Source organism: Halococcus sp. IIIV-5B (assembly GCF_003602035.1).
GTDB lineage: Archaea > Halobacteriota > Halobacteria > Halobacteriales > Halococcaceae > Halococcus > Halococcus salsus.
Genome location: NZ_QZWE01000007.1, coordinates 64,184 through 91,142, shown reverse-complemented (window position 1 = coordinate 91,142; position 26,959 = coordinate 64,184). Strand labels below are relative to the sequence as shown.

General features: G+C 64.8%; 21 protein-coding genes. 9 read left to right on the top strand and 12 right to left on the bottom strand.

Annotation, left to right across the window (positions count from 1 at the left end):
- Window positions 1-31: 31 nt before the first annotated feature.
- Window positions 32-2,749: a sugar-binding domain-containing protein gene (locus D3261_RS07210; protein WP_120070822.1), complete on the bottom strand. Its 2,718-nt coding sequence runs from the start codon at window positions 2,747-2,749 to the stop codon at window positions 32-34.
- Window positions 2,750-2,825: 76 nt separating this feature from the next.
- The gene (locus tag D3261_RS07205; RefSeq protein ID WP_233553923.1) at window positions 2,826-4,763 is read right to left on the bottom strand and encodes a glycoside hydrolase family 127 protein; all 1,938 of its coding nucleotides are present in this window, start codon (window positions 4,761-4,763) and stop codon (window positions 2,826-2,828) included.
- A 208-nt stretch (window positions 4,764-4,971) separates the two neighbouring features.
- On the opposite strand from D3261_RS07205, the gene D3261_RS07200 reads away from it, so the two are divergent.
- Window positions 4,972-5,859 carry an NAD(P)-dependent oxidoreductase gene (locus D3261_RS07200; RefSeq protein WP_120070817.1) on the top strand — a complete coding sequence of 296 codons (888 nt, stop codon included), beginning with the start codon at window positions 4,972-4,974 and terminating at the stop codon, window positions 5,857-5,859.
- A gap of 35 nt (window positions 5,860-5,894) precedes the next feature.
- Here the strand turns inward: D3261_RS07200 and D3261_RS07195 are convergent, their stop codons facing one another.
- From D3261_RS07195 to D3261_RS07180, 4 genes are all read right to left on the bottom strand, one after another.
- Window positions 5,895-6,851 carry an aldo/keto reductase gene (locus D3261_RS07195; RefSeq protein WP_120070814.1) on the bottom strand — a complete coding sequence of 319 codons (957 nt, stop codon included), beginning with the start codon at window positions 6,849-6,851 and terminating at the stop codon, window positions 5,895-5,897.
- Between the two features lie 165 nt (window positions 6,852-7,016).
- Complete coding sequence (locus tag D3261_RS07190; RefSeq protein ID WP_120070811.1) at window positions 7,017-7,889, bottom strand: carbohydrate ABC transporter permease; 873 nt, start codon at window positions 7,887-7,889, stop codon at window positions 7,017-7,019.
- A gap of 3 nt (window positions 7,890-7,892) precedes the next feature.
- Entirely contained in the window at window positions 7,893-8,816 is a 924-nt protein-coding gene (locus D3261_RS07185; RefSeq protein WP_233553922.1) for a carbohydrate ABC transporter permease, read from the bottom strand.
- 84 nt (window positions 8,817-8,900) lie between these two features.
- Complete coding sequence (locus tag D3261_RS07180; protein WP_158589362.1) at window positions 8,901-10,193, bottom strand: extracellular solute-binding protein; 1,293 nt, start codon at window positions 10,191-10,193, stop codon at window positions 8,901-8,903.
- Window positions 10,194-10,319: 126 nt separating this feature from the next.
- Between D3261_RS07180 and D3261_RS07175 the strand changes: the two genes are divergently transcribed.
- Together D3261_RS07175 and D3261_RS07170 are read left to right on the top strand one after the other, a co-directional pair.
- Window positions 10,320-11,408, top strand: a complete 1,089-nt coding sequence (locus D3261_RS07175) for an ABC transporter ATP-binding protein (protein WP_120070806.1) — start codon at window positions 10,320-10,322, stop codon at window positions 11,406-11,408.
- A gap of 326 nt (window positions 11,409-11,734) precedes the next feature.
- Complete coding sequence (locus D3261_RS07170) at window positions 11,735-12,562, top strand: SDR family NAD(P)-dependent oxidoreductase (RefSeq protein ID WP_120070803.1); 828 nt, start codon at window positions 11,735-11,737, stop codon at window positions 12,560-12,562.
- Window positions 12,563-12,593: 31 nt separating this feature from the next.
- Here D3261_RS07170 and D3261_RS07165 read toward each other — a convergent pair whose 3' ends face one another.
- Window positions 12,594-13,370 carry an SDR family NAD(P)-dependent oxidoreductase gene (locus tag D3261_RS07165; protein WP_120070800.1) on the bottom strand — a complete coding sequence of 259 codons (777 nt, stop codon included), beginning with the start codon at window positions 13,368-13,370 and terminating at the stop codon, window positions 12,594-12,596.
- Between the two features lie 107 nt (window positions 13,371-13,477).
- Here D3261_RS07165 and D3261_RS07160 point away from each other — a divergent pair, with 107 nt between their 5' ends.
- Window positions 13,478-14,974, top strand: coding sequence for an alpha-N-arabinofuranosidase (locus D3261_RS07160; protein ID WP_120070797.1), 1,497 nt, complete (start codon window positions 13,478-13,480; stop codon window positions 14,972-14,974).
- Window positions 14,975-15,077: 103 nt separating this feature from the next.
- Here D3261_RS07160 and D3261_RS07155 read toward each other — a convergent pair whose 3' ends face one another.
- A complete protein-coding gene (locus D3261_RS07155) occupies window positions 15,078-16,208 on the bottom strand; it encodes an ABC transporter ATP-binding protein (protein ID WP_120070795.1) in 1,131 nt (376 codons plus the stop codon).
- A 284-nt stretch (window positions 16,209-16,492) separates the two neighbouring features.
- On the opposite strand from D3261_RS07155, the gene D3261_RS07150 reads away from it, so the two are divergent.
- The 5 genes from D3261_RS07150 to D3261_RS07130 all read left to right on the top strand — a co-directional run bounded on the left by D3261_RS07150 (window position 16,493) and on the right by D3261_RS07130 (window position 21,864).
- The gene (locus tag D3261_RS07150) at window positions 16,493-17,731 is read left to right on the top strand and encodes an extracellular solute-binding protein (RefSeq protein ID WP_120070792.1); all 1,239 of its coding nucleotides are present in this window, start codon (window positions 16,493-16,495) and stop codon (window positions 17,729-17,731) included.
- The gene (locus tag D3261_RS07145; RefSeq protein ID WP_120070789.1) at window positions 17,721-18,638 is read left to right on the top strand and encodes a carbohydrate ABC transporter permease; all 918 of its coding nucleotides are present in this window, start codon (window positions 17,721-17,723) and stop codon (window positions 18,636-18,638) included. Before D3261_RS07150 ends, D3261_RS07145 begins: the two co-directional genes overlap by 11 nt.
- Window positions 18,635-19,495, top strand: coding sequence for a carbohydrate ABC transporter permease (locus tag D3261_RS07140; protein ID WP_120070786.1), 861 nt, complete (start codon window positions 18,635-18,637; stop codon window positions 19,493-19,495). Before D3261_RS07145 ends, D3261_RS07140 begins: the two co-directional genes overlap by 4 nt.
- Complete coding sequence (locus D3261_RS07135; RefSeq protein WP_120070783.1) at window positions 19,492-20,118, top strand: hypothetical protein; 627 nt, start codon at window positions 19,492-19,494, stop codon at window positions 20,116-20,118. Before D3261_RS07140 ends, D3261_RS07135 begins: the two co-directional genes overlap by 4 nt.
- A gap of 129 nt (window positions 20,119-20,247) precedes the next feature.
- Window positions 20,248-21,864: a sulfatase gene (locus tag D3261_RS07130; protein ID WP_120070781.1), complete on the top strand. Its 1,617-nt coding sequence runs from the start codon at window positions 20,248-20,250 to the stop codon at window positions 21,862-21,864.
- 45 nt (window positions 21,865-21,909) lie between these two features.
- Here D3261_RS07130 and D3261_RS07125 read toward each other — a convergent pair whose 3' ends face one another.
- From D3261_RS07125 to glpA, 4 genes are all read right to left on the bottom strand, one after another.
- Window positions 21,910-22,368 (bottom strand): hypothetical protein, encoded by a 459-nt coding sequence (locus tag D3261_RS07125; RefSeq protein ID WP_120070778.1) that lies wholly within the window; start codon window positions 22,366-22,368, stop codon window positions 21,910-21,912.
- A 92-nt stretch (window positions 22,369-22,460) separates the two neighbouring features.
- The gene (locus tag D3261_RS07120) at window positions 22,461-23,768 is read right to left on the bottom strand and encodes an anaerobic glycerol-3-phosphate dehydrogenase subunit C (protein ID WP_120070775.1); all 1,308 of its coding nucleotides are present in this window, start codon (window positions 23,766-23,768) and stop codon (window positions 22,461-22,463) included.
- A gap of 8 nt (window positions 23,769-23,776) precedes the next feature.
- Complete coding sequence (gene glpB / locus D3261_RS07115; protein WP_120070773.1) at window positions 23,777-25,057, bottom strand: glycerol-3-phosphate dehydrogenase subunit GlpB; 1,281 nt, start codon at window positions 25,055-25,057, stop codon at window positions 23,777-23,779.
- A complete protein-coding gene (gene glpA, locus D3261_RS07110; protein WP_120070770.1) occupies window positions 25,044-26,807 on the bottom strand; it encodes an anaerobic glycerol-3-phosphate dehydrogenase subunit GlpA in 1,764 nt (587 codons plus the stop codon). The genes glpB and glpA overlap by 14 nt, the downstream gene beginning before the upstream one ends.
- Between the last annotated feature and the right edge of the window lie 152 nt (window positions 26,808-26,959).

Here is a 26,959-nt window from a genome sequence, read left to right as displayed (position 1 = left end):
GCGACGACGATAGGCCCGAAGCGCTCCCGGCTCAACCGACGAGCCGACGAACGACCGCTTCGCTCACCGGTCGGTTCTCGCTCCCAGTCACGCGGAGCGTACAGACCGTCACCCGTCCGTCGCCGTCGTCGCGTTCGAGGACGGTCGCGCCAGGCTTCGAGAGCCATCCTTCGACGTAGCCGCCGTGGACGCTGTCGCCGTCCGCCGTCGGCGTGACGTAGGCGTAGGGATAGAGCCCCTCGAACGCCCAGCCGGGAACCCGATCCACGCCGTCGAGAAGCGTCTGATAGACGAAGGAAGCACAGAGGTTCCAGCTCTCGCGTTCGGGGAGGTCCCGGATCGGGAACTCGTCGCGAACGGAGTCCGCCATCGACCCGTCGGGTCGCGGCAGGAGGACGACGTGGCCGCCGTCGGTCGCGAACGCGCGGGCCCGCTCGTCGAACGCCGTCGTGACCAGCGTGTCGGCGTCCGTCGCTTCCTCCTGTAGGTCGTAGCCAGCGTCCGTTAGCGTCGATCGAACCGCCTCAGCCCCTGCAGGCGCGAAGACGCACGTGCCGGCTCTTCCTTCCCCCTCTCCGACGACGGTTATATCCGATTCCCAGTGTGCGTCCGTGTCCACGAGGTCTGCGGTGACGGTTTCCGTCACCACTTCTTTGCCGTTCCTCTCGTCGGTTTTCGGGGCTCGTACGTCGATCGCACCGTCGAGCCGCGTCGTTCCCGCCGGGTCGACGCGAACCGACTCACGACCGGATTCGCCGAACGCCATCCACTCGATCGCCGTTTCGAGCGGTTCGGGGCCGTCGTTGGCGACGGCGAGGTCCGCGACGAACCGCTCGCCCGCGCGGAGGGTTCTGGCATCGGGTTCGAGCCGAACCATCGTTCGTCCGTTCGCGGCGGCGAACCGCTCGGTCGAGGATTTCTCCCGTCTGAGGTAGTCGAGAACGCCGTTGAATTCCCACTCGATGTCGGTGAGCTCGGTGAGGACGTAGCCGGAGACCCCGTCTTCGAGGCGCATGTCGGCGACGACCTCCGCGACCGACGCGAACGCCCGGCGCTGCCAGTCGGCGGCGAGCTCGTCGAGCCCGCCGTACACGTCGCTCAGTGCGCTCCCCTCGAAACGCTTCTCGACGCCTTTGGGATGCTTCAGCCCCGAGAGGAACTCGTGGTCGAACCAGTCGGGGTCGCCGTCGTAGTGGGCCCGAAGCGACGATAGCTCGGGGAGCCCCCACGTGCCGAACTCTGAGACGACGGTCGGTACGTCTTCCGGGGCCGGCCCGTCGCCCGTCGCCGCGTAGTTGTCCGCCGGATCCGAGAGAAGCTCGTCGAGCCGGTCCCGCCACGCCTCGTTCCGGTCGGGCACGACGAAGTACTCGTGGTAGTCGTTGAGGTCGGTGGCGACGTGCGCCCAGCCGGAGTTGTCACAGACCAGCCGTGTGGGATCCAGCTCACGGGCATCCCGGTAGTAGTCGGCGAGGTACGACTGTTTCTCCGAGTCGTTCCACAGCCGAACCGGGTCGTCGCGGTCAGGGAAGTCGTGCTGGTCGATGCCGAACCCCCACTCCTCGTTGTAGAGGCTCCAGACGACGACGCTCGGCGAGTTGTAGTCCCGCACGACCAGATCCTCGAACGCCTCGCGAACCCGTCGCCGCGAGGTCTCGGTGTCGACGTCGGCGTTCGCCGGCTCCTCCCACACAAGGATTCCCATCCGGTCGGCCAGCTCGACGAAGCGGGGATGAGCGGGTTTGATGTGCTTTCTGAGCATGTTGAACCCGAGCGCCTTCGCGGTCGCGATCTCCTCGCGGTAGGTGTCGAGGTCGGCTGGTCGGTAGAGGGTGTCCGGGTAGTAGGCCTGGTCGAGCGCCCCGCGGACGCGGAGTACCTCGCCGTTGAGGTACCACTCGCCGTCCTCGACCGACACGCTCCGCATCCCAAAGTAGTCGGTGAGCGTGTCGACGACCGTTTCACTCTCCTCACCGGTTCGCTCGACATCCTTTTTATCGTCACCGGTCAGAAGCGATAGCTCGACGTCACACAGTTCGGGGTCGTCCGGCGTCCAGTAGGCCGGATCCGCGAGGGAGACGACCATCGAGACGGTCCCCGATTCGACCGGTAGTTCGTCCGTCCCGAGCGTGGTTCCATTCTGTGTGATGCGGATCCGAAGTCGCAGATCCTCATCTCGACCGAGGTTCGCGATGTCGACATCGGTCCGTGCCGCGTCCGCATCGAGGTCCGGGGTGACCCGGAGGTCAGCGATGTGCGTCTCCGGCACGGCGGCGATATCGACCGATTGCCAGATACCGCTCACCCGCGTGTACCACGGATAACCCTGCTTGCCGTGGGGTACCTCCCGGAGGTCCTCCGGATCGGTCACGCGAACCGTGACGACGTTCTCGCCTGAGACCACGGCCTCGGTCACGTCGAACGCGAAGGGAAGATAGCCGCCCTCGTTCGAGCCGACCTCGACACCGTTCACCCAGACGGTCGCCCGGTAGTCGACGGCGCCGAACCGGAGGCGGACCCGGTCGTCGACCTCGTCGAGGGTCACCGTTCGGCGATACCACGCGACGCCCGTGTACTCCTGCAGGTCGCCGTGTTCCTGCCAGGCGTGTGGAACGGTCACGCTTCTGGAATCCGGGAGGCGCTCGTCCCGTTCGTACCAGTGCTCCGCAGTACCGACGTCGTCCGGATCCGTCGCGAAGTCCCACTCCCCCGAGAGGTCGACGGTGGCCGGTCTGTCGAACGCGTGCATCGTGGCTCCACCCGACGACGGGAGGGGTTATCACGCTTTGCCTCGGTGTTCGCTCCCCCGGCGCGCGACCGACCGCTCAGCGCTGTTCGCCGCGGAGCCAGACACGCATGGGGCCGGGCTCGCGGTTGTCCCACGCGAAGTACGGAACCGCCGTCACCGTCGCGTCTTCCTGTTCGGTTTCGTCGGCAGGGCGGTAGAGTTCGCCCTCCCACCCCGAGCGGTCGGGCGCGCGTGCCTCGCCGCTGAGCACGCTCACGCCACCGAGCAGGTCCTCATGGTGGTCGACGTCGTACGTCCCGTCCGTCGGGAGCACGTACTGGTGGAGGGGCCGGTCGTTGTCGGTCGCTTCGAGACAGTAGACCAGCGGGCCGCGTTCGACGGCAACGAGTCCCGCGTCCGCCTCGACGGCCGGGTGGGCCCGCACCGTTTCCACGGTTTGTTCGAAGCTGAGCTCGACCGTGTCGTCGGCCCACTCGCGGTCGAGAACCAGGTAGCCGTCCTCGACCGCCGCATCTACCGACTCGCCGTTCACTTCGACCGTGGTTCCCTCGCTCCAAGACGGCACCCGGAGGCGGAGGGCGAACGATCCTTCTTCTGGGGCCGTCACGTCGAGCGAGACGTCACCGGACCACGGCAGATCGGTCTCCACGTCGAGGTCGACCGCCGTCCCGCCGACCTCGGTCGAGACGCCGCTCCCGATGTACTGGTGGACGAACAGGCTGTCACCGTCCGCCCCGTAGCAGTAGCCGCCGAGCGAGGCGAACAGACGAGCGACGTTCGGCGGGCAGCACGCGCAGGTGAACCAGCCCTTGCGGTGGTGGTCGCCCGAACTCTCCAAGGGGTTCTCGTAGAAGAACTCCTTGCCTTCGAGACCGACGCCGGCGAGGAATCCGTTGTAGAGGGTCCGTTCGATGAGGTCGGCGTACTTCGCGTCGCCCGTGAGTTCGAGCATCCGCTGGTTCCAGAAGATGCTCCCGATCGCCGCACAGGTCTCGGCGTAGGCGTCCTCGTTCCGGAGGTCGTAGTCCTCGGTGAACCCCTCATGGGCGGCCTCCGGGCCGATACCGCCGGTGACGTACATCCGGCGTTCGGTCATGTTCTGCCAGAGGTCGTCGAGCACCTCCAGTGGATCCGTCCCGTCCCGTTCCATCGCGAGGTCGGCCACACCCGCGTAGAGGTACACCGCGCGCACCGAGTGGCCCTCAACCGCCGCCTGGTCGTCGAGCGGCGCGTGCGCCTGCGCGTAGCTCCCGTCGTACTCGCCCTCGTCGTCGAGGAAGGTCCCCGCCGGCCCGTCCTCGATGGCCTTCCCCTCGCCGTAGCCCGCTATTTGGTCGTAGTGTTCGACCTCCCAGCGGAACCGGTCGGCGTCCGTCCCGCGAACGTCCACGAGGTACTCCGCGAGGTCGAGATACCGCTCCTCGTCGGTGACACGATAGAGCTCCACGAGCGCGAGTTCGAGTTCCTCGTGGCCCGGCGCGCCGTCGAAGTCCTCGTCGTCGAACACCGTCTCGATGTGGTCGACGAACGCCGTCGCGACGTCGAGCAACGCGTCGTCGCCCGTGGCGCGGTGGTTGGCGACGGCCGCCTCGACGAGGTGGCCCGCACAGTAGAGTTCGTGCATCATGTGGAGGTTCGTCCACCGGCCGTCGGGCTCGACGAGGGTGAAGTAGGTGTTGAGATAGCCGTCGTCGTCCTGTGCGGCGGCCACCAGGTCGACGACCTCGTCGACGCGTTCCTTCAGGTCCGGGTCGTCCTCCGTGGCGAGGACGTAGCTCGCGGCTTCGAGCCACTTGTAGGCGTCCGAGTCCTGAAACCACATCCCGCTGAACCCGCCCGACTCCCCCTCCGCGGCGCGCCGGAAGTTCTCCAGCGTGCCGGACTCCTCCAGCTGGTCGTACTGGTACTCGATCGTGACCTCACGGTTCGTCTCGATACGAGGTGACCAGAAGGCGTCGTCCATCTCGACGTTCGTGAAACCGACAGAGTCGACCACTTGCCTTCGACGTTCCATACTACTCCCACCCGAGCCGGTGGCATATACTCTTCGACGATCGGAGCGGAGCCAAGCGAAATGACGCCGTCAGCTGTCTCAAATATCATCGATTCTCGGGCAAGCACGACGGTCGTCACAGCTAGTCCAGTCCGTTTCGTACTCCTCTCGAAGGGAAGTGAAGCGGAACGAGATCAACGTTTATGTGTGCTTGGACCGACGACCTCGTATGTCGGAAACAGTCGTCGTTACCGGTGCGCTCGGTGGTGCGGGGAGTTGGGTCGTCGAGGATCTCCGCGACGATTACCAAGTCGTCGCCGTCGATTTGACACTTCCCACATCGACCGATATCGATGGAGTGAGCTTTCAGGCGGTCGACCTGACTGAACAGGGACGGATCTGGGAAACGGTATTGAGCGCCGAACCGACCGCGGTCGTCCACTTCGGAAACATTCCCCACGAGGAGAACCACGCTGGCGGCGAGGTCTACGAGAACAACGCAGTGAGCACGTTCCACACCCTCGAAGCCGCGGGCCGAGCCGGGGCGGACGTGGTCTGGGCGTCCAGCGAGACGGTCTACGGGACACACTGGCCAAAGCCGAAGCTTCCCGACTCTTTCCCGATCACTGAAGCACACCCACCCGCGCCGTGGAACGGGTACGAGACGTCGAAACTGGCTGGCGAAGCGGCTGCCGAGCGCGTCACGAACGCCTTCGACGTGTCGGTCGCTTCGATCCGTCCCTCCTGGGTCCAGTATCCCGGACGCTACGAGATCACCCCGATACGGGAAGCGTTCGACCTCGAAAGCGCGGGTCGGTTCGGCAACTTCTGGTCGTACATCGACGTCCGCGACCTCGTCTCACTCGTTCGTGCGGCGCTCGAGAGCGACTTCGAGGGCCACGAGGTGTTCAACGCGTTCGCCGGGGACAACTTCCTCGGTGTCGATACGGCCGCCGCGATCGAAGCGGGCTACGGCGAACTCCCGGATGATTGCGACCTCAGCGGCGAGGAATCGGCCTACTCGACCGACAAGGCTGCCAGGGTGTTCGGTTGGGAACCCCGACACTCCTGGAAGACCGCCGAGGACGAGTCGATCGAAGGGCCGGACTTCGTCTGAGCTGATACCTCACCACGAAGCGGGGATTTCGACGGTCAGTGAAGGCCGCCCAGCGTTTCGATGCTGTTCAACCGTTCCAGTTCGTGTTCGGACAGCGTGAGGTCGAGCGCCGCGAGGTTTTCGTTTAGCTGGTCGACGGTGCTACAGCCGACGACGGGGATCGTCGGCGGGTCGCGTTGCGTCAGCCACGCGAGGACGACCTGATTGCCAGACACGGCACGTCGCTCGGCGATATCACGAACCGTCTCCATCTTCTGGCGGTTCTCGGTCGTGACGTACCGTTCCGGGATCGAGCGGTCCTCACGGCCGTAACATCCCTGCAATAACGGCGAGTACGGCAGCATCGGGATGTCGTGGTCGTCACAGTACGTGACGAACTCGTCGGTCGCCGGGCGCTGGCGCTGAAAGTCAGAGTTGCGGTGCGGGATGAGGTACGAGAATCGTGGTTGGACGCAGCTGAACGGTGTGAGGCCGCGCTCCTCGGCGAGGGTGTTGGCGCGGGCGAGTCGCCAGCCGTAGTAGTTGCTCGCGCCGAGATGGCGGACCTTGCCCGACTCCACGAGTCGGTCGAAGGCCGCCATCGTCTCGGCGAGCGGTGTATCCCGGTCGTCCACGTGGGCATAGAGCAGGTCGACGTAGTCGGTTCCGAGCCGGTCGAGACTTCGGTCTATCTCCCGTTCGATGAGCTCCGGATCGAGGGACTGGGGCACGTCGCCGTACTCGAAGCCGACTTTCGTCGCGACGAACATGTCCTCACGGTTCCCACGGTCGGCCATCCAGTCGCCGAGAAACGGCTCGCTCGTCGGTCCCTCGGCACCGTCCACCCACGTCGCGTAGATGTTGGCCGTGTCGAGGAATCGACCGCCGGCCTCGTAGTACCGGTCCAGCAGTGCCCGAGAGGTCTCCGTGTCGGTCTTGCTCCCGAAGAACATCGTACCGAGACAGATGGGACTGACGGATTCGCCGGTCGTTCCGAGTGGGATCGAATTCATGCACTGACAACCGTGGGTGCGTACATAAGCGCTCGGGACGGAATTCGATCGAGGAGGTACCGACACTGAGGGAAGACAGGCGGAATAACCGACCGCGCATGTTTCCGTGACGGACACGAAATCACCCCCAGTATCGCCTCCGATCGTCGAGGCGGGATGTGGCGACTAGAACTCGTACCCGGTCGTGATCCCCTGGATGAACCGCTCTTGGGTGAGCGCGAAGAGGATCAACACTGGGATCGTCGTGAGCACGCTCATCGCCATCAGCTGGTTCATCGCGATCTGTCCCTGCGTCCCCTCGAAGACGGTCAGTCCGATACTGATCGTGTACATCTCCTGTTCGTTCAGGAAGACGAGCGCCCAGAAGAACTCGTTCCAGGCGAAGATGAACACGAAGATCGCGGCGATACCGATCGCGGGCTTGGCGAGCGGCAACACGATCCGCACGAAGATCTTCCACTCGGGGACGCCGGCGATCCGCGCTGCGTCCTCGACGTCGCTCGGCAGAGTCTGGAAGAACCCGCTCAGCAGGAACGTCACGAACGCGGAGAACAACAGCGTGTAGGCGATGATCAGCCCGATGAACGTCTCCAGCAGCTGGAGCTGTGCGAACTGGATGAAGACCGGGAGCACCAGGATCTGTGGGGGGATCATCAGGAAGGCGACGATCGACGCGTACACCAGTCGGTCACCGAGAAACTCCCGCCGTGCGAGCGCGTACGCGGCCGGCACGGCGACGATGAGTTCGAGGATGACCGCCCCGATGACGACCAAGAACGTGTTGAGGAACCACTGGACCCACGGGCCGGTCGTGAGGGCGTCGATCGTGGGTTCGAAGCTGGGGTTTTCGGGGATCAGCGTCGGCGGGAACGCGGTGAGGTCGGAGCCCGTTTTGAGCGCGGTCGAGACCATCCAGAGCAGCGGGAAGGCCACGAGGGCGGTCGTCACGAGCAGTATCGCGTAGCGAGCGATCAGGTCGAGGTCGAGGCCACTCATCCATCCGTTCGATTGCCCCCCGTCGTTGGTGTCAATTGCCATTGGTTAGCTCCTCCGTGCGTATAGCAGCACGCCACCGCTGAGCACGATCGAGATGACGAACATGATGACCCCGATCGCCGCGCCGGTGCTGAAGTCACCGGACGCGAACGCGGACCGGTAGAAGTAGACCCCGAGGGTCTGGCTGGCGTTGCCCGGTCCTCCCTCCGTCATCACCCAGATCGCGTCGAAACCCCGGATCGCGTTGATCATCCCGAGCACCGTCGTGATGACCAGCGGCGTCTTCAACAGCGGAAGCGTGACGTGGCGGAACGTCGCCCACCTCGACTTCCCGGCGACCTTCGCCGCCTCGTAGATCTCGTCCGGGATCGACTGGATGCCCGCCATGAAGATGAGCATGTTGAACCCGAGGTTTTTCCAGACCGTGACCGTGATCACCGTCGGCAACGCGAGCGTCGGGGAGCTCAACCAGCCGATCGGCTGGCTGATCAGACCGATCTCCATCAGTGCCGAGTTCACGACACCGAACTGGGTGAACATCCAGCCGAAGAGCACCGACGCGACGACGATGGGGAGCACGTAGGGGAGGAAGATGATGCTCTGGAACACCGTCTTGCCACGGATCCGATCCGAGTCCAACACCAGCGCGAGGAGCAGGCCGATAGCTATCGAAACGACCGTTCCCAGCGAGAAGACGAGCGAGTTGACGACCGACTGCCAGAACTCGGGTTCCGAGAATATCTGTGCGTAGTTCGAGAGCCCGACCCACTCGACCTGATCAACCGTGACGAAGTCGGTGAAGCTCATCCAGAACGAGTAGCCGACGGGATAGACGACGAATATCGCGTACAGCAGGATGATCGGGAGCAAGTAGAGGTACGGTTTCAGATCGAGGGACGACCCGCCGAGGAGGAGTCGCCGTGTCCGTGAGGCTGGCGTGCCTGGTTCGGTTTGTGTGCTGTCGGCCACGTTTTGTCTCCAGTATGCAACGAGCGGGGGCATGATAATATTCTTTCGGGTGAGACGGCGTCCGTGCTCGCTCCTGTCGCCCGTCTAGCTGTCCATCAGCGTCGTGTTCGCTTCTCGCGCGGCGCTCCGGAGTGCCTGCGCTGGATTCGCCGTCCCGCTGAGTGCCCTCGACCACGCGTTGGTGATGATGAGGTCGATCTCCTCGTAGTCCGCGTAGATGGGCGTGTTTCCGTTCTCCAACGTCTTCTGGTACGCATCGAGGAGACGAGGATAGGGTTCCTGCGTCGCGAGACCGACCTCGAACCCCCTCTCCCGACCGGGGAGGAATCCGAGTTCGAGGGTCGTCTGCATCCCCTGGTCGGTGTTCGCCCAGCGGACGAAATCCCGAGCGGTGTCGAGCTCGTCGTCCGTCGCGGAGGTCGTGATGGTGAGGTTGTCGCCACCCAGGAAACTGGTACGGGTTCCACCGGCCGGCTTCGGAAAGAGCGCCGTCCCGAGCCTGTTGTTGAAGAGGTCCTCGTTGCCTTGCTGGACGGTGCTGAGTCCGAGCCCACCGGTGAACATGATCGGTATCTGTTCGTTCACGAACATGTTGTGCCAGTCCTCCCAGTTCGTCGCGAGCGGGTCGGTCATCAGCCCGGCGTTGTTGATGTCGACCCAGTATTCGAGCGCCTCGATCGACGGGCGCTCGTCGAAGAGCACGCGCGTCTCGTCGTCGTTCACGATGCGGCCGCCGTTCGACCAGATGAACGGATAGCCGAGAAAGCCGACGAGACCGGTCGTGAAGGCAGCACCGAGCGGCGGTCGTGGGAGGTCGAGCTGGCTGTCGAGCTGTTCGAGCGCCTGTCTGAACGCCGCCCACGTCCCCGGCGGCGACTCCGGATCCAGGCCGGCCTGTTCGAAGAGGCGCTTGTTGTAGAAGTACAGGCTCGAATCGATCCAGTACGGGACACCGCGTTTCGCCCCGTCCCGGGTCGTGAACAGCTCCCCGACGCTCCCCAGGAAGTCGTCGGTGTACGGGAGGTCGTTGTAGAAGTCGGTGATGTCCCGGAGGACTTCGAGTTCGCTGAAGTACGCGAACCGAACGATGTCGAGCCCGAGGAGCGGTTGGACGTTCGCCCCGGCCTTGACCTTCGTGATGATGTCCCGATATCGACCGTCGGTGAGCGTGAAGTCGATGGGGGTGCCATCGGTCTGCTGATTGTAGACCTGTGCGTATCGGTCGGCAGTGTCCTCCCGATCGCCGTAGACGACGGCGTTCTGTTCGGAGCCGAGCACGCTGGTCGTACAGCCCGCCGTGGCGAGCATCGCCCCCGTGCCGGCCGCCTGCATGAAACGGCGGCGGCTGAGGCGGTCGGATCGTGTACTGTCTATCATGGGAATAGTTGGAAGGTACCCCGTAATAATCTTTGTGTCGGCCCGTTCGCGGTCTCGTCGACGGCCGACGTCGTCGGCGAACGGTCGAGGAGAAAAATACATATATTACAATGGGCATTTCAAACTATGGCAGTTGAGCTGTCGAACATCAGCAAGCGGTTCGGGTCGATCGTTGCCGTCGACGATATCTCGCTCACGATCACGGACGGGGAGTTCCTCATTCTCGTCGGCCCCAGCGGCTGTGGGAAGACGACGACCCTTCGGATGATCGCAGGGCTAGAGACGCCTTCGAGCGGTCAGATCTACTTCGACGGGGAGGACGTGACACAGTACTCACCACAGCAACGACACATCGCGTTCGTCTTCCAGAACTACGCGCTGTATCCGCACATGACGACCCGGAAGAACATGTCGTTCGCGCTGGAGGACCAGGGGATCCCGAGCGACGAAGTGGACCAACGGGTCACGAGTACGGCCGAAAAGCTCGGAATCTCCAGCCAGTTGGACCAGCGACCCGGCGAGCTTTCAGGTGGGCAACAACAACGCGTCGCGCTCGGACGAAGCATCGTCCGGAACCCGAGCGTGTTCCTCCTCGACGAGCCGCTCTCGAACCTCGACGCCAAACTCCGGACGAACATGCGGGCAGAGCTCCAAGAGCTCCATCAAGACTTGGAGACGACGATGGTGTACGTCACTCACGACCAGGAGGAGGCGATGACGATGGGCGACCGGATCGCGATCATGAACGAGGGAACGATCCAACAGGTCGCTCCGCCCAACGAGGCGTACAACCAGCCCGCCAACCGGTTCGTCGCCGGGTTCATCGGCAGCCCGTCGATGAACTTCTTCGATGCCAGCCTCGAGGACGGTCGGGTTCGTGCGGGGCCGTTTACCATCCCCGCGCCCGACGGTGTCTCGGGCCCCCTCTCCGAGCTGGGCATTCGACCGGAGGACGTCTCAGTAAAGCCAACCGCGACCGGTGAGGACGTCTCCGCGACCGTCACCGTCTTCGAGCAGGTTGGGTCCTCGAACATCATCTACCTTGGGATCGATGGCGAGACGATGATCGCCGAGACGGACGCGTCGGTCCAGCTCGCCCCCGGAGACGAGGTTGGGGTCTCGCTCGACACGGACCGAGTCCATCTGTTCGACCAAGAGGGCGGCTCAGTCCACAGTCCGTCGCTCTACCAGCGAACGATCGAACAGAGCGCGTAGACTCCCCGATGAAATCCTCGTAGGCGGCCTCCGGGCCGATACTGCCGGTGAGGGACATCCGTCGCTGGGTCATGTTTCGCTAGCGGTCGTTGGGCACCTCCAATGAGACCGTCTCGCTCCATCGCGAGGTTGGCCACACCAGCGTAGAAATATATCGCGCGCATCGAGTGGCCCTCGACCGCCTCTTGACCGCCGAGCGGCGTGTGCGGACGGGTCGTTGGACGGCAGTGGTCCGATGAGGCTCGTCGTTTTGGATTCAAGCGGGTCCCGATAGCCCCGTCTGTGGGATGCAAACAGTTACGTCGAGCGGTGGCGACCCTGCACGCATGGGTCGATCAACCTACGATTTCTCGGACGAGACGGTGGTCGTGACCGGCGGCGCGTCGGGTATCGGGCGGGCGGTCGCACGCCGGTTCGGTGACGCGGGGGCGACCGTCATCGTCGCCGACATCCGCGACGAACCGAAGGACGAGGGCGAATCCACCCCCACGCACGAGGCCATCGAGGACGGTCCCGGTCGGGCGACGTTCGTCCAGACGGACGTCTCGAAACCCGCGGACATCGAATCCGTTGTGGAGGCCGCCCGGGAGTTCGGCGGCATCGACGTGATGGTCAACAACGCCGGTATCTACCGCGAGGCTTCGATCGTCGAGACCCCGGTCGACGCGTTCGACCAGGTGATGGCGATCAACGTCCGGGGCGTGTTCCTCGGCTGTCGGGCCGCCGCGCGGGACATGCTCGCGCGCGACGACCCCGGCTGTATCGTGAACACCGCCTCGATCTCCTCGGAGTACGCACAGCTCGGGCACACGATGTACGACGGCTCGAAGGGAGCCGTGATGATGATCACGCGGGTCGCGGCGCTCGAACTCGCCCGGTTTGGTATCCGGGTCAACGCGGTTGCACCCGGGATCATCGAGACGACCTTCGGCACCGGCAACCCCGAACCGCCGGGCGGTTCCGAGGAGACGTTCTTCGTCCCCGACGACGACGTCCCCGCGGTCGACGACGTCGAGATCACCCCCGAGATCCCGATGGACTACATGGGGACGCCCGACGACCTCACGGGGTCGTACCTCTTCCTCGCCTCCGACGACGCCGACTACATGACCGGCCACCTCCAGTACGTCGACGGCGGCTACCAGATCCTGTAACGTCGTCCGTCGTCGAACCGAAAATCGCTCCCTATCGGTTGTCGAGTCGCCAGCTGTCGATCGGGACCTGGCCGCCGTCGACGCGGAGCTCGTGGCCGTTGACGTAGTCGGCGGCGGGCGAGGCCAGGAACGTGACTGCGTCGGCGATCTCCGACGGTTCCGCGAACCGCCCGAGCGGGTTGTTCTCCTGGATCTGTTCGGTGACGGCCTCGGAGAAGCCCTCGACCATCCGGGTGTTCGCCCAGCCCGGCGCGACGGCGTTGACCCGGACCCCTTCCCGCCCGAGTTCGAGCGCGAGGCTCTTCGTGAGCCCCAGCAGGCTGAACTTCCCGACGTCGTACTGCGGCGACATCCCGACCCCGTTCTTGGTGTGGATCGAGGTGATGTTGACCACCTTCCCGTAGCCCGCCTCGACCATGTCGTCGACCGTCGCCCGAAGGCAGTTGAGCGACCCGCGGAGGTGGACGTCGAGGTTCAACTCGAACGCGTCGTCGTAGTCGGTATCGAGGAAGGGTCCCGAGGTCCCGACGCCGGCGTTGTTGACGAGCACGTCTATCGTATCGAACGCCTCCGTGCCGTGTTCGACCATCGCCTCGACCGCGGCCGAGTCGCTGACGTCCGCGCCCACCGCGACCGCGTCGCCGCCCGCATCTTCGATCTCCTCGGCGGTCTCTTCGGCGACGGTCTCGTCGAGGTCGTTCGCGACGACGTTCGCACCGTGGTCGGCGAGGGCGTGCGCGATCGCGCGGCCGTTCCCGCGCCCGGCACCCGTGACGAGCGCGGTTCGTCCGGAAAGATCCGTATCCATATCGAGAGGTTCGATGGACGACGGTTAAAATCTACCGTACCACGGCCCCCCGCACCGGGGTGGGAACCAGTTGATTTATCATCCATCACTGAGCAGTATGGATCAGGATGTCGAACGCACACGTTACCGTCCACACTGAGGCCGCTATCGGCCGTATCGAGCCCGAAGTTCACGGTCACTTCTCCGAACACCTCGGTCGCTGTGTCTACGACGGGCTCTGGAGCGACGATACCGCCGACACCGACGGGTTCCGCGACGACGTCGTCGACCTGCTCGCCGACCTCGAGATCCCCGTCCTCCGGTGGCCCGGCGGCTGTTTCGCGGACGACTACCACTGGGAGGACGGGGTCGGTCCCCGCGAGGACCGCCCGCGCCGCCGGAACCTCTTCTGGGCCCAGGGTATCGACGAGGACCCCGAGGAGTCCAACGCGTTCGGCACCGACGAGTTCCTCCAGCTCTGCGAACGCGTCGGGACGGAGCCATATCTCGCGGCGAACGTCGGCTCCGGCGACCCGCAGGAGGCGGCCAACTGGGTCGAGTACTGCAACTACGAGGGCGACACCGAGCTCGCCGACCGGCGACGGGCGAACGGCCACGAAGACGGCTACGGGGTTCGCTACTGGGGCCTCGGCAACGAGAACTGGGGCTGTGGCGGTCGGATGAGCCCGAAGCAGTACGCCCGGGAGTACCGCCGCTTCGCGACCTACGTCGGTTCGATGGACGACTTGATGCTCGACGAGGACCTCGAACTCATCGCCTGCGGGTTCGAGAACCACGAGTGGAACCGGCTCTTCATGGAGGAGGTCGGCGAAGCCGAGTGGGGTGTGGAGTTCCCCCTCGACCACCTCACGCTGCACCACTACTACGGCCGGACGATGAACGTCGACGAGGCCGGCGAGGAGGGTTACGACCAGATGTTGGTCGAGGCGCTCGAGATGGACCGCCACATCGAGCGGATCGCCGCGGCGATCGACGCCGTCGCCACGACCCGCGACATCGGCGTCATCATCGACGAGTGGGGGACCTGGCACCCGGAGGCCGTCGCCTCGAACGGGCTCGAACAGCCGGGCACCGTCTTCGACGCCCTCTCGGCCGCCGCCGTGCTCGACATCTTCAATCACCACAGCGACGTGATGACGATGTCGAACATCGCACAGACCGTGAACGTCCTCCAGTGTCTGATCGAGACCGACGGCGACGACGCGTGGGCGCGGCCCACCTACCGCGTGTTCGATCTCTACGCCTCACACAAGGGCAACGAGTCGGTTCGAACCTCGCTCGAAACCCCGACCCGCGACGTCGGCGAGGACGACCTCCCGCTCGTCGGCGCGTCCGCCTCCGTGGACGGTTCGGAGACCTTCCTCACTCTCACCAACCTCGATTGCCGCGCGGCACACACCGTCGACGTCGGGGTCGAGGGCATCGACCTCGGCGAGGCATCCGTCGACGCCGAGGTTCTGTTCGCAGGTCAGGACCCCGATGCCGAAGTCGACGCCGGCAACGCCGACTCGTTCACCGCCGAAGACCTCGACGTCACGACCGACGGCGACGGGCTCAGCGCCGACCTCGAACCCGCGACGGTCGCCGGGATCACCATCCGATAGGGGTCGCAGGCGTCCTCGAACCGTTCTGCTTTTGAAAAATCCGTTTTGCCGAACCGATAGCTCGAAACGACCTGGAACGAAACGACGGGAGGCTATCGACCGCTTACGTCGGCGTGCTCTGTATCGGGGTGTCCGACTCCCGTTCCTTCGAGACCAGGTTCGCCCCGGTCGATTTGTCGAAGATGTGGATGTCGGACTCGTCGAACGAGACGGCGATCTCGTCGCCTTCGGTCTGGTCTATCTGCCCGAGCACGCGCATCGTGAACTCGGTGTCGTTCGACCGGAGATAGAGGTAGTTGTCGTCGCCCACGGGCTCTTTGACCTCGAGCACGGCGTCGATGCTGTTCGCGGTCGACCCGTCGGAGAAGGTCATGTGTTCCGGTCGGATACCGAGCACCAGTGCGTCCTCGGTGGCGCGTTCGGCGACCTGCTGGGCGTACTCCTCCGAGAGCGTGTACGTGATGTCCTCGCCGCGCAGCGTCGTGCCGTCGAGGGCGACGTCGAAGAAGTTCATCGCCGGGCTGCCGATGAACTCGGCGACGAACTGGTTGACCGGTTCGGAGAAGACCTGCCGGGGGGTGCCGACCTGCTGGAGGACGCCCTCGTTCAGGATGATCACTCGGTCGCTCATCGTCATCGCCTCCTCCTGGTCGTGGGTGACGTAGATGGTCGTCGTGCCGAGGTCCTCCTGGATCCGCTGGAGCTCCGTTCGCATGTGGGTCCGGAGCTTGGCGTCGAGGTTCGAGAGCGGCTCGTCCATCAAGAACGCCGAGGGCTCGCGGACGATCGCGCGACCGGTCGCGACGCGCTGTTGCTGGCCGCCCGAGAGCTCGCTCGGTCGTTTCCCCAGCTGGTTTTCGATCCCCATCATCCCGGCCGCCTCCCGCACCCGTGACTCGATCTCGTCGTCCGAGAGGTCCGAGTTGAGCTTCAGACCGTAGGACATGTTGTTCTCGACCGTCATGTGGGGATAGAGCGCGTAGTTCTGGAACACCATCGCGATGTCGCGGTTCTGGGGCGGGATGTCGTTCACCTTCCGGTCTCGAATGTAGATCGCCCCGTCGGTGATGCCTTCGAGTCCCGCGATCATCCGGAGCACCGTCGACTTCCCGGACCCCGACGGACCGACGATGGTGATGAACTCCCCGTCGTCGATATCCAAACTGAAGTCGTCCACGGCCACGATCCCCTCGCCGTATTCCTTCCGTACGTTTTCCAGGCGGATCTCGCTCATCCTAAACTACACCAATCATTCATGTATATATATGGCTTTCCCTCAGACCGCCCACGACACGTCGCGTGAACGGTCGATCGTCGAGCAGCGCTCTCGGACCTCGTCGCACCGACTCACGACCGGGTCGGCTCCACTCTTCGAGAAGGGAACCGACGCGTCGCGAGTCGAAGGCCATAAACATTTATTATGGTGCGCGCCTCGATTCCACTATGGTAGCGTCCGAGAGGGTACACACGACATCCTCACGACGACGATTTCTCGCCGGTCTGGGAGTGGCCGGTGGCATGGGATTGGCTGGCTGCGGGTCCCGAAACGCTCTCGTCGGGGACATCTCCAGTGACTCCGGCACCACGGTCGAGTTCTGGACCCTCTTCAGCGGCGGCGACGGTGCCACGATGGAGTCCATCGTGAGCCGATTCAACGACGAACAGCCACTCGGGAACGTCCAGATCGACCGGCAGCGGATCCCGTGGAACGACTACTACACCAAGGTCTACACGGCGCTGGTCGCCGACAAGGGCCCGGACATCGCGATCATGCACCAGGCCCTCATCAGCCGGTTCCAGCAGATGCTGACGCCGTTCAACCGCTACATCGACGACTCCACAGCTTCGCAGTACGTCCCGACCCTCTGGAACCGGATGCGGTTCAACGGGAACCAGCACGCCCACCCGATCGGCGCGTACTACAACCGCTCGGTGTTCGAGGAGGCGGGGCTGGACCCCGACTCCCCGCCGACGAACTTCCGGGAGTTCAAGAACGTCTGTGACACCATCGTCAGCGAGACGGACGCGAACGCCTTCGCCCCCTCGGCCGCCATGAGCCCCATCGAGCTGCTCCGGACGTTCATCGCGTTCGACCGCCAGCGGGGTGGCCAGCTCTTCAACGACGACCTCACGAAGGTCCGGTTCAACAATCAGGACGGCCTGCGGATCGCCCAGCTCTACCACAACAGCACCGGCAAGTACAACTGGGACCTCCCGAACGCCTCCAGCAGCCGAACGGACGTCGCCTTCCAGGACGGGAACCTGGGGATAATCGTGAACGGGACCTGGTACGCGGCCGTGCTGCAGACGCTCGACGGGATGGACTGGAACATGTTCAAGCCGTTCGTCGCCCCCGGAAAACAGCAGAACTGGACCGAGTCCGGGAGCCACACGATCGTGCTCCCCCGCAAGAACTCCAGGGACCGAGAGCAGACCCAAACGGCCGTGGAGGTGGCCGAGTGGATAACCCAGGAGAACCCGATCTGGGGGACGCAGGCGGGCCACCTGCCCGCCGCTTCGAAGCTCCAGAACTCCCCGGCGCTCCGTGAGTCACCCCTCTGGCCGAAGTCGCTCTCGAAGTTCTCGGAGATGGCGAGCAAGGACCAGTTCGCGTACCTCCCACGGACCCCATTCAACGTGAACGAGGCGTCGACGTGGGACTTCCTGCTCGACATCTACTCGCACAGCACCTCCCCCAAGGCCGGGCTCGAACGCGGGGCGGAGACCGTCCAGGGGTTGATCGACGATGTCAATTAGGGACCGATTCAGTCGGACGGAAGCGACCGAGGGGAGCCTCCAGCGACGGGAGACGGTCGACGGGGTCCTCTTCGCGGTCCCCTACATGATCTTCTTCTGTGTGTTCCTCCTCTATCCGTTGTTGCAGGGGCTCTACATGAGCCTCTTCGAGTGGAACCCGCTGTTCCCCGCCCAGTCGGAGTTCCTCGGGATCCAGAACTACGCCTCGATGCTCCAGGACCCCGCGTTCTGGAACGCACTGGTGAACACGGTCTACTTCGTCGTGTTGACCGTGCCGGCGATGGTGATCTTCGGGTTGGCGCTCGCGCTGGGTGTCAACAAGAAGGTGATCGGCCGGCGCTACCTGCGGACGATCTACTTCAGCCCGTACATCCTGACGGTCTCCATCGTGGGTATCGTCTGGAGCCTCTTCCTCTCGTCCGGCTTCGGGCCGATCAACTACTACCTGGGGTTCATCATGGACACGCCGCCGAACTGGCTGGGTTCGTCGGCCCTCGCGATGCCCGTGCTCGCCGTCGTCACCAACTGGTGGCTGCTCGGGTTCAACTTCGTCATCCTGCTGGCCGCCCGGCAGAACGTCCCGGAACGGCTGTACGAGGCCGCACGGCTCGACGGGGCGGGCACCTGGCGCGCCTTCCGGGACATCACCCTCCCGCAGATGCGGAACGCGATCGCGTTCGTCGTGATCGTCCAGTTCATCCAGCAGTTCCAGGTGTTCGGCCAGCCCTACGTGATGACCGACGGCGGACCGAACAACTCCACGATGACGCTCGTCTACTACCTCTACAACGCGGCGTTCAGCCAGCAGCGGTTCGGCTACGCCGCGGCGGTGGGCTACCTCCTCTTCGGACTCCTCGTGGTCGTATCGTACGTGAACTACCGGTACATCGGAAGTGATTCAGCATGAGCGAAGCAACCGCCAACGGACGTCGAGGTATCCTGAGCAACGCCACCACCCGAACGGTCGCGGTCCACGTCGGGCTGTACGCGGTCGCGATACTGTTCATGGTCCCCTACCTCTACATGATCTCGCTCTCCCTCCAGCCCCAGGAGATCGCGATCAGCTCCGTCCCGCACCTCATTCCCCCCGAGTTCACGCTCGCGAACTACACCGAGCTGCTCTCGGGGACCCTGATCCTCCAGTGGGTGCTCAACACGTTCATCGTCGCGACGACGGCGACGGTGCTCGTCCTGATCGTCGACTCCATGATCGCGTTCTCGCTCACGCGGCTCAACTGGCCCGGCCAGTCGATACTGCTCACGATCATCATCGGGAGCTTCATGGTCCCCTTCTACGTCAACCTCGTCCCGCTGTTCACCACGGTCTCGGACCTGGGGCTCGTCAGCAGCCTGTTCGGCGTCATCCTCCCCGCGGTCGCGAACCCGCTCGGGGTCTTCCTGCTCTATCAGTTCTTCCGGGACATCCCGGAGGAGTACGGTGAAGCCGCCCGGCTCGACGGCTTCTCGAACTTCCAGATCTACTCCCGGATCATCCTGCCGATCTCGCGACCGATCCTCTCGGCGCTCGCCATCTTCATGTTCGTCTACAACTGGAACCAGTTCGTCTGGCCGGTCGTCGTGCTCCAGAACCAGGCCTCGTTCACCCTCCCGCTGGGGCTGGTGATCCTCCGTGATACGTTCACGTTCCGGCCGGGTCTCTTCATGGCCTCCGGGATCATCGCGTCCCTCCCGCTGTTCGTGCTGTTCCTCCTCCTCCAGGACCAGATCATCGAGGCGGTGCAGTTCCAGGGTACGACCGGATGAGGGCGGACGACGGGAACGAGGGATCGTTCGGCGGGGCACTCAGGGACGCCCTCGGCTTCGCGTACCGACACAGCCTCGTTCTCGTCGTCGTAAGTGTCTGCTGGGTTGTTAGTTCGCTTCCGGTCGTCACCTGCGGAATTTCGACTCTCGGTGCGTACGCGGCGATCCGTTCGCTTCGTTCCAACAACGAGGTGAAATTCGGTGAGATAACGGCAACTATCCGGCGGCATGGCGTGAACGCCTCCCTCCTGATATACGTACCAATTATCATAGGGTTCGCCACGGCTACCTACTTCCTGACATACGTTCGGACCGACTCGTTCCAGTACCTCGCCATCGCCATCGCCGGCACCTATCTGTTCATCTTCTTAGCGCTCGTCGTGCTGACGACGTTCGCGGTTCTCTCGCGGGACCGCTCGTTCGTCGATTCGCTCTCGGCGAGCTACACCTGGGTGGTGGGCAACCCGACGCACTCGACGACCCTGATCTTCGTCTACGCCGGGCTGTTGTTGCTCGGTGCGGTCTCCGTCATCGGACTGGTGATCATCGTCCCGGCGCTCCTCTTCACGCTCCACGAAGGGGTGGTACGAGACGGGACGCTGCACTCACCCTCGAAAGCGTGAATCTCGAAAGCGAACTTTTACCACGCGGTAGCGAGCGTCGGAGGGAAATCACGAGCGCGAACCGGCCGTCGACGGCCCGTCGATGACCCGATAGAAACGGCTTTCAGTTCGACGCGGCGAGGGGGTCCAATGACCGACCAGACCACTGAGCGACCCCATCACCTTCACCGGCGAAAGGCCATGAAGGCGGCCGGTGGACTCGGGGTCGGTGGGCTGCTCAGCGGCTGCTCGTCCAACACTGCGCTCCTCGGTAGCACCGATACGTCCCAGCCCCGCAACATCGTCTTCGTTCTGAGCGACGACCACCGGTACGATTTCATGGATTTCGTGGACGAACCGGGAACGCCCGAGTTCCTGGAGACGCCGAACATGGACCGGATGGCGAACCGGGGCGCACACCTCCCGAACACGACGGTCAGCACGTCGCTGTGTGCGCCGAGCCGGGCCTCCATCCTCACCGGTCAGTACGCCCACGAACACGGCGTCATCGACAACCAGCATCCCCGGTCGGACCATGACCCGTTCTTCGTCGACCACCTCAAGGACGCCGGTTACGAGACCGCCTTCATCGGGAAGTGGGACACGTTCCGGATCAACAGCGCCGAGCCCCGGCCGGCGTTCGACCGCTGGGTGAGCTTCGAGAAACAGGGCAACTACATCGACCCCCAGCTCAACGTCGACGGCGACTGGGTACAGCACAACGGCTACATCACCGACATCCTGACGAAGTACGCACTCCGGTGGCTCAGGAACCGGAGCGGCGACAAACCGTTCTTCCTCTATCTCTCCCACAAGGCCCCACACGCCTGGTTCCGCCCCGCGCCCCGTCATCGGGGCCGATACGCCGACGCGCCGATCGAGTACCCGGAGACGATGGCCAACTCCCCGGCGAACTACCGGGACAAACCGGACTGGGTGCGCGAGCAGCGCGACAGCGTTCGCGGGGTGGACTACGTCTTCGGCGGCAACTTCGGGTTCGGCGGCCCGTCCGGGTTCGACACCCTCTACCGGAAGTACTGTGAGACGCTGCTCTCGCTCGACGAGAGCATCGGCGCGGTGATGGACCAGCTCGATACGTCCGGTGTCGCCGACTCGACGTTGACGCTCTACATGTCCGACAACGGCTTCTCGCTCGGCGAACACGGTCTCATCGGCAAACAGACCGCCTACGAACCCTCGATGCGGGTTCCGTTGCTCGCGTGGGCACCGGGGCTCGTCGAGTCCGGCACGACCATCGACCGGGCGGTCTCGAACGTCGACCTCGCACCGACGTTTCTGGAGGTCGCCGACATTTCTCGACCGGGCTACATGAGCGGGGAGTCCTTCCTCCCCGCGTTGGCCGGCGAGGGAACCGCCCGAAGTCAGGACCCGTACTACGAATCGTTCTGGGGCGGCTTTCCGAAACACCCGACCATGTTCAGCACGCGGCGGGGTCGGTACAAGTACATCTGGTACTACGGGCCGATGCAGGACGAGCTCTACGACCTCCAAGCCGACCCCGCAGAGGCGAACAACCTGTTCGACGACGGAAAGCACGAACAGCGCCGGAAGGCGATGCACGACCGGCTCTTCGACTGGATCGAATCGGGCGGCGGCGTCCCGATCCCGCTCCAGCGCGAACGGCGCGGGGACAACCGCAAGAAGCGCCCGAAGAACGCGCCGAAGACCGCACCGGACGACCTGGCCGGCGAAAGCGGGAGGAACAACAGGAACGGGAAGAACGGGAAGAGCGGGAAGAGCGGATAGACCGGGGCCGGAGACCGCGCGTCACGCCACGGAGTTCTCCTGTCCTCACTCCGTATCGGTGAACTCGAACTCGGCGTCGATGTCGTGGGTCCCCTCGTCGTCTATCACGACGGCCGTCGAGAGCACCCGTTGGAGGGGGTCCTCGTACTCCCCGGGCGAGACCCCCGCCTCGCCGGGGACCCACTCCCAGGCGATCTCCCAGCGGAGTTTCCCGGTCCGCTCGGCCGGGGTCGTCCGTGAGTTGACGACCAGTACGACCAGTTCGGTGTAGGGGTCCGGGTCGGTCGCCGCCAGTACGGGCCCCTGAAACGCGCCCATCGTCTTCGGGATGTCCGTCGTGAGGACGTCCCTGATCTCGTCGGCACCGCCGACGATGGTCGCGTACTGGACGACTATCGCTTCGTGGTCGGCGTCGTAGTCGACCCACTCGACGTCGAACCCGTTGTCCTCGAGCGCCGCCCTGACGCCGGTGAGAACGGCGTCGTGGTCAGTTGGTTCGCTCAATGCCCGTCGATAGTCACCGCGGGTAGTTACGGATTGCGCACCCGACATCCAGCCTGGTCGCTGGGGTCGAGGTCCGACGAGTTCGGTCGGTCTCAGGCCGCCGAGGTCTCGGTCAGGGCTTCTTGGAGTACTTCCAGCGGGTGGGTGATCTCGTAGCCGGTGCCGTGTTCCATCTGCATCGCACACGTCGGACACTCGGTCATACCCTCCTCGCCTGCGCCGGCCTCCATGTGCTCGAACATCTCCTCGCCGATCTGCATCGATTTGTCGTACTTCTCCTCTTTCCAGCCGTAGGTCCCGGAGATCCCGGAGCACGACGGCCCGACGTCCTCGATGTCGACCCCGTCGAGGTCGCGGAAGAGTTCGACCGCCTGGCGGTCGAGCCCCTGATTCCGGGCGTGACACGGTGCGTGGTAGGCCATATCCGGACGGTCGACCTCGCTCTCTTCGACCGCCCCGCGGAGGTCCTCGTTGATCCGGAGGTATTCGAGGCCCTCGTAGGTGTGTTGTGCGACCGTCTCGATGTCGGTGATGTCGAAGAGTTCGGGGTACTCCTGACGGAGCGCCATCGAACACGAGGTACAGGAGGCGATGACGTCGGCCCCGTCGTTGATCGCCGCCGCGAGCTCCTCGACGTTGGTCCGGGCGTGCCGGCGGGCGTCCGTGAGCATCCCGTTCGCGAACATCGGCGTGCCCGAGCACTTCTGGGGTGGCACCAGGATCTCGTAGTCGAAGTGCTCGTAGACGTGGACCATCGCCTTCGCGACCTCTGGAGTGTTATAATTCGAGTAACAGCCGTGGAAGTAGGCCACCCGTTTGTCGGGGTTCTCGACGTGGGCCCCGCCGCGCTCGGCCCACCACTCGCGGAAGGTCTGCTGGGCGAAGGCGGGGAACTCGCGTTCGGCCGTCACGCCGAGGGTCTTCTCCATCGCCCACCGCGCCGGTCCGAAGTTCATCGCGAAGTTCGCGATCCGTGGGACTTTCGAGGCGAACCACGCCGAGGTCCGGTAGTTGGCGAGAATCCGATTCCTGACGTACTCGGTCGAGAGCTTCTCCATCTGGCGCTCGACGAACGCCCCGCGCGCCTCGTTGTGCATCTGACTGAGCGGCACCGACGAGGGACACGCGTTGTCACACCGCATGCAGTTCGAACACGAGTTGATCGAGGGGTCGATGTCGTCGTCGCCCTTGCGTTTCAGCCGCCACTGCTCGGGGCCCTGGAACTTCGGACCGGGGAAGTCGTCGTCGACCTCCGCTACCGGACACGACGTATCGCAGGTCGTGCACTTGTAGCAGTCGTCCGCGCCGGGCCGGAGGTCCATCGGTTCCCCGGAGAAGACGTCGACTGGTTCGAACGAGTCGGTGCTGGCGTCGGTCGGGGTCGTGTCTGCGTCGCTCATTGTGAAAGTTAGATCAGGGCTCCTGCACGCTCGCCGGCCACGTGGCCGGTCGCGAGCGAGACGCCGCTCCCGCACTTCTGGGCGGCGAAGTCCGCACCGCCGAGCACGCTGCCGGCGGCACGGAGGTTCGAGAATTCGACATCGCCGGCCGCGTCGAGCGGTCGGAGGTCGTCGTCGGGGACGACACCGAAGCGGGCGAACGGCTGGTCGCCGAAGGCGTCGGTCGCGGACCAGTCGTATCGGTCCTCGGGGTGGGGGATGTGACAGTCGAAGACCGGCTCGCGAACGCCATCGCGCGAACTCCCGATCCCCTTCCCCACGAGCCCGCCCGTCGCGAGCACGAACTGGTCGGCACCGTAGGGCACCCGCTGGCCACTCTTGTCCGTGTAGACTGTCGTGAGGGCCCCGTCCTCGGACTCGTAGTCGACGACGGGGTTGCCGGTGGTTCGTCGGACACCCGCCTCGTCGAGCGCCGCGAGGAACAGGGATTCGAGGCGCACACCGGGCAAACTCGGTGGTGACGCCGCGAGCTCGAACACGGGGACGCCGAGACGCTTCTCCAAGTCGTCGCGGACCGCGTCGTTCTCGTCGTCGCCGACGAGGGAGGGGAAGCCGACGCGCTCGGCCCCGTCGAGTTTCGGTCTGACGAGTTCGGCCAGCGCTCGCCGAACCCCGTCGAACCGCGGCGCGCGGTCCTTGTCGGGTTCCTCGTCGCGGTCGAGCGCGCGCGCGTACCGCGTGAGTTTGGCGTCGGCGCGGAACTCCTTCGGGAAGCGGAGCGTCACACCTCGGACATCGAACGGGACGCCCGCCGCGGCGAGACGGTCGGCCGCGAGCGGCGCGTCGAAGTCGCTCAATCCCTCGAATCCAACCAGTAGGGTCGAGCGGGTGTCGCTCGCGAGGCCCGCCGCCATCGAGGCGGGGTAACGTGCCGTCGGTTTGATCGTGCCGGCCTGGGTGGGGACGAGCGCGTTGGTGTCGGTGTGGTTCCCCAGATAGCTATCACCGACCACGCTATCGAAGCGGTCGAACCCCTCGCGGATCGCGGACTCGCCCACGACCCGGTAGGGATGGTCGTCGGGGAGGTCGGATAGCCCGGTGTACGGGTCCGCGAGCGGACCGTCGTCGCCGGTGTATCCCAGACAGTCCACGAGACCGCTGGCGTGACGGAGCGTGCTCTTCTTGTGCGAGAGCAATCGGACTGTGGCTCCGGTCTCGGCCGCCGAGAGCGCGGCGCTCATTCCGGCGAGGCCACCGCCGACGACGACGACGTCCTCACGAATCGCCATCGGGCCCCTCGTTCGGTGGAAGTCGACCGCCGTCGGCGGCGGTCTCGCGCGTGCCGCGCGAGGTGCTGGGTTCGACGTCGTCCGTCGGTCGGCCGTCGTCGAACGCCGCGAAGTCGAGGTCGGACTCGCGTGCGGCGGGGTCGCGGTCGCGGTTCAGCGTCGTGGCGTGGAGGGCGTACTTCAGCGCGGCCTGGGAGAGCTGTTCGCCCCAGAGGCCGTGGCGCTCGCCCTTCCAGCGCTCCTGGTAGAGTTCGTCGTAGGCGTCGCGCACAGTGGGTTCGTCGTAGGTCGGGTGGAGCTGGCTCGCGATCCCCTGACAGCAGAACGCCCCCTGACAGTTGCCCATCGACGCCCTGGTGCGGAGCCGAACCGCGTTGAGGTCGGTTCCCGATTCGTCGATCGCCTTGTCGATCTCGGCGCTGGTCACGGCCTCGCAGGTACAGACCACGGGGTTGGGGTCGCTCCCGCCGAGCACTTGGGGAGAAAAACTCCCGAGGCGTTTCGTGCTCCGCTTCGCGATCGGTGATCGAAGCCCGAACGCGTCCATGTACTCTTCGAGGTTTCCGATGTCCTCGCTCCCCGGCAGGGGTTCGTCGGCGGTACGACACTCGGCCTCGATCCCGAACTGTTCGCAGACGTGGTCGGAGATCTTCTCGGCCATCAATCGATACGTGGTGAACTTCCCGCCGACGATGCTAGTCATCCCAGGCAAATCGTCGCGCTCCTCGTGGTCGAGCAGGAAGAAGTCCCGCGTGATATCCGTGGGATCGGTCGTCCCGGTTCCTGGGGGCTCGTAGAGCGGCCGCACGCCCCAGAAGGAGCGAATGGTTCGGGCCTCTTTCAGGATCGGGACGAGTTCGGAGAGCGTGTCGATCATCAGGTCGACCTCCCAGCCCTCCTCGGGGTAGTCCTCCGGGTCCTCGACCTCCTCGTCCGTCGTGCCGAGGATCGCGGCGGTCTCGTGGGGCACGATGATGTCGGCGTCGCCCTTCGGTCGGCAGCGATTGACGACGGTATCGACCTGTCGGGTGTTCATCACGACCATCACGCCCTTCGAGGGCCGAACTTCGACGTCGACGCCCGCCATCGCGCCGACCCGGCCGGCCCACGCGCCCGTGGCGTTCACCACGTAGTCGGCACGGATCTCCTCGGTCGTGCCGGGCTTTCGGTGCACCCGCTTCCCCGGCCCGTTCTCGTGTTCGACCTCGATACCGACGACCGCGCCGTCCTTGACGAGCACGTCGGTCACCTTGGCGTGGGTCTCGACGCGCGCGCCGTGTTCGATCGCGCTCGCGGCGTTGGCGACACACAGCCGGAACGGGTCGATCGCGCCGTCGGGTACCCGGATCGCGCGCTTGACGTCCTTCGCGAGGTAGGGTTCGATCGCCCGGGCCTCCTCGCCCGAGACCACCTCGGCCGGGATGTCGCACTCCCGACAGCCCTCGAGCTTCTCCTCGAAGTACTCGTCGGCGTCGCCCTCCTTCTGGACGAACAACCCGCCGGTCATCTCGACGCAGTGGGTCGCGATCTCCCGGAGAACCCGGTTCTCTTCGATACACTCGCGGGCGCTCGACCGGTCGGAGACCGCATACCGACCCCCGCTGTGAAGCAGGCCGTGCATCCGGCCGGTGGTCCCGTGGGTGAGGTTGCCCTTCTCGACGAGCGTCACGTCGAACCCGCGCATCGCCAGGTCGCGGGCGATACCCGTCCCCGTGGAACCGCCGCCGATCACCGCCACTGTTCCATCCATTACGTGACGATTCGGCTCCGAATACTTTACTCTATGCCCACCGGATCACTGACGTGTCGTGTTCGGGTTCGAGGCGACCTGCAACAAACCATCGCAACACGGATTCTGTACGGAGATCTCGATTCGGTTCCCGAGCAGACTTCTTTATTCGA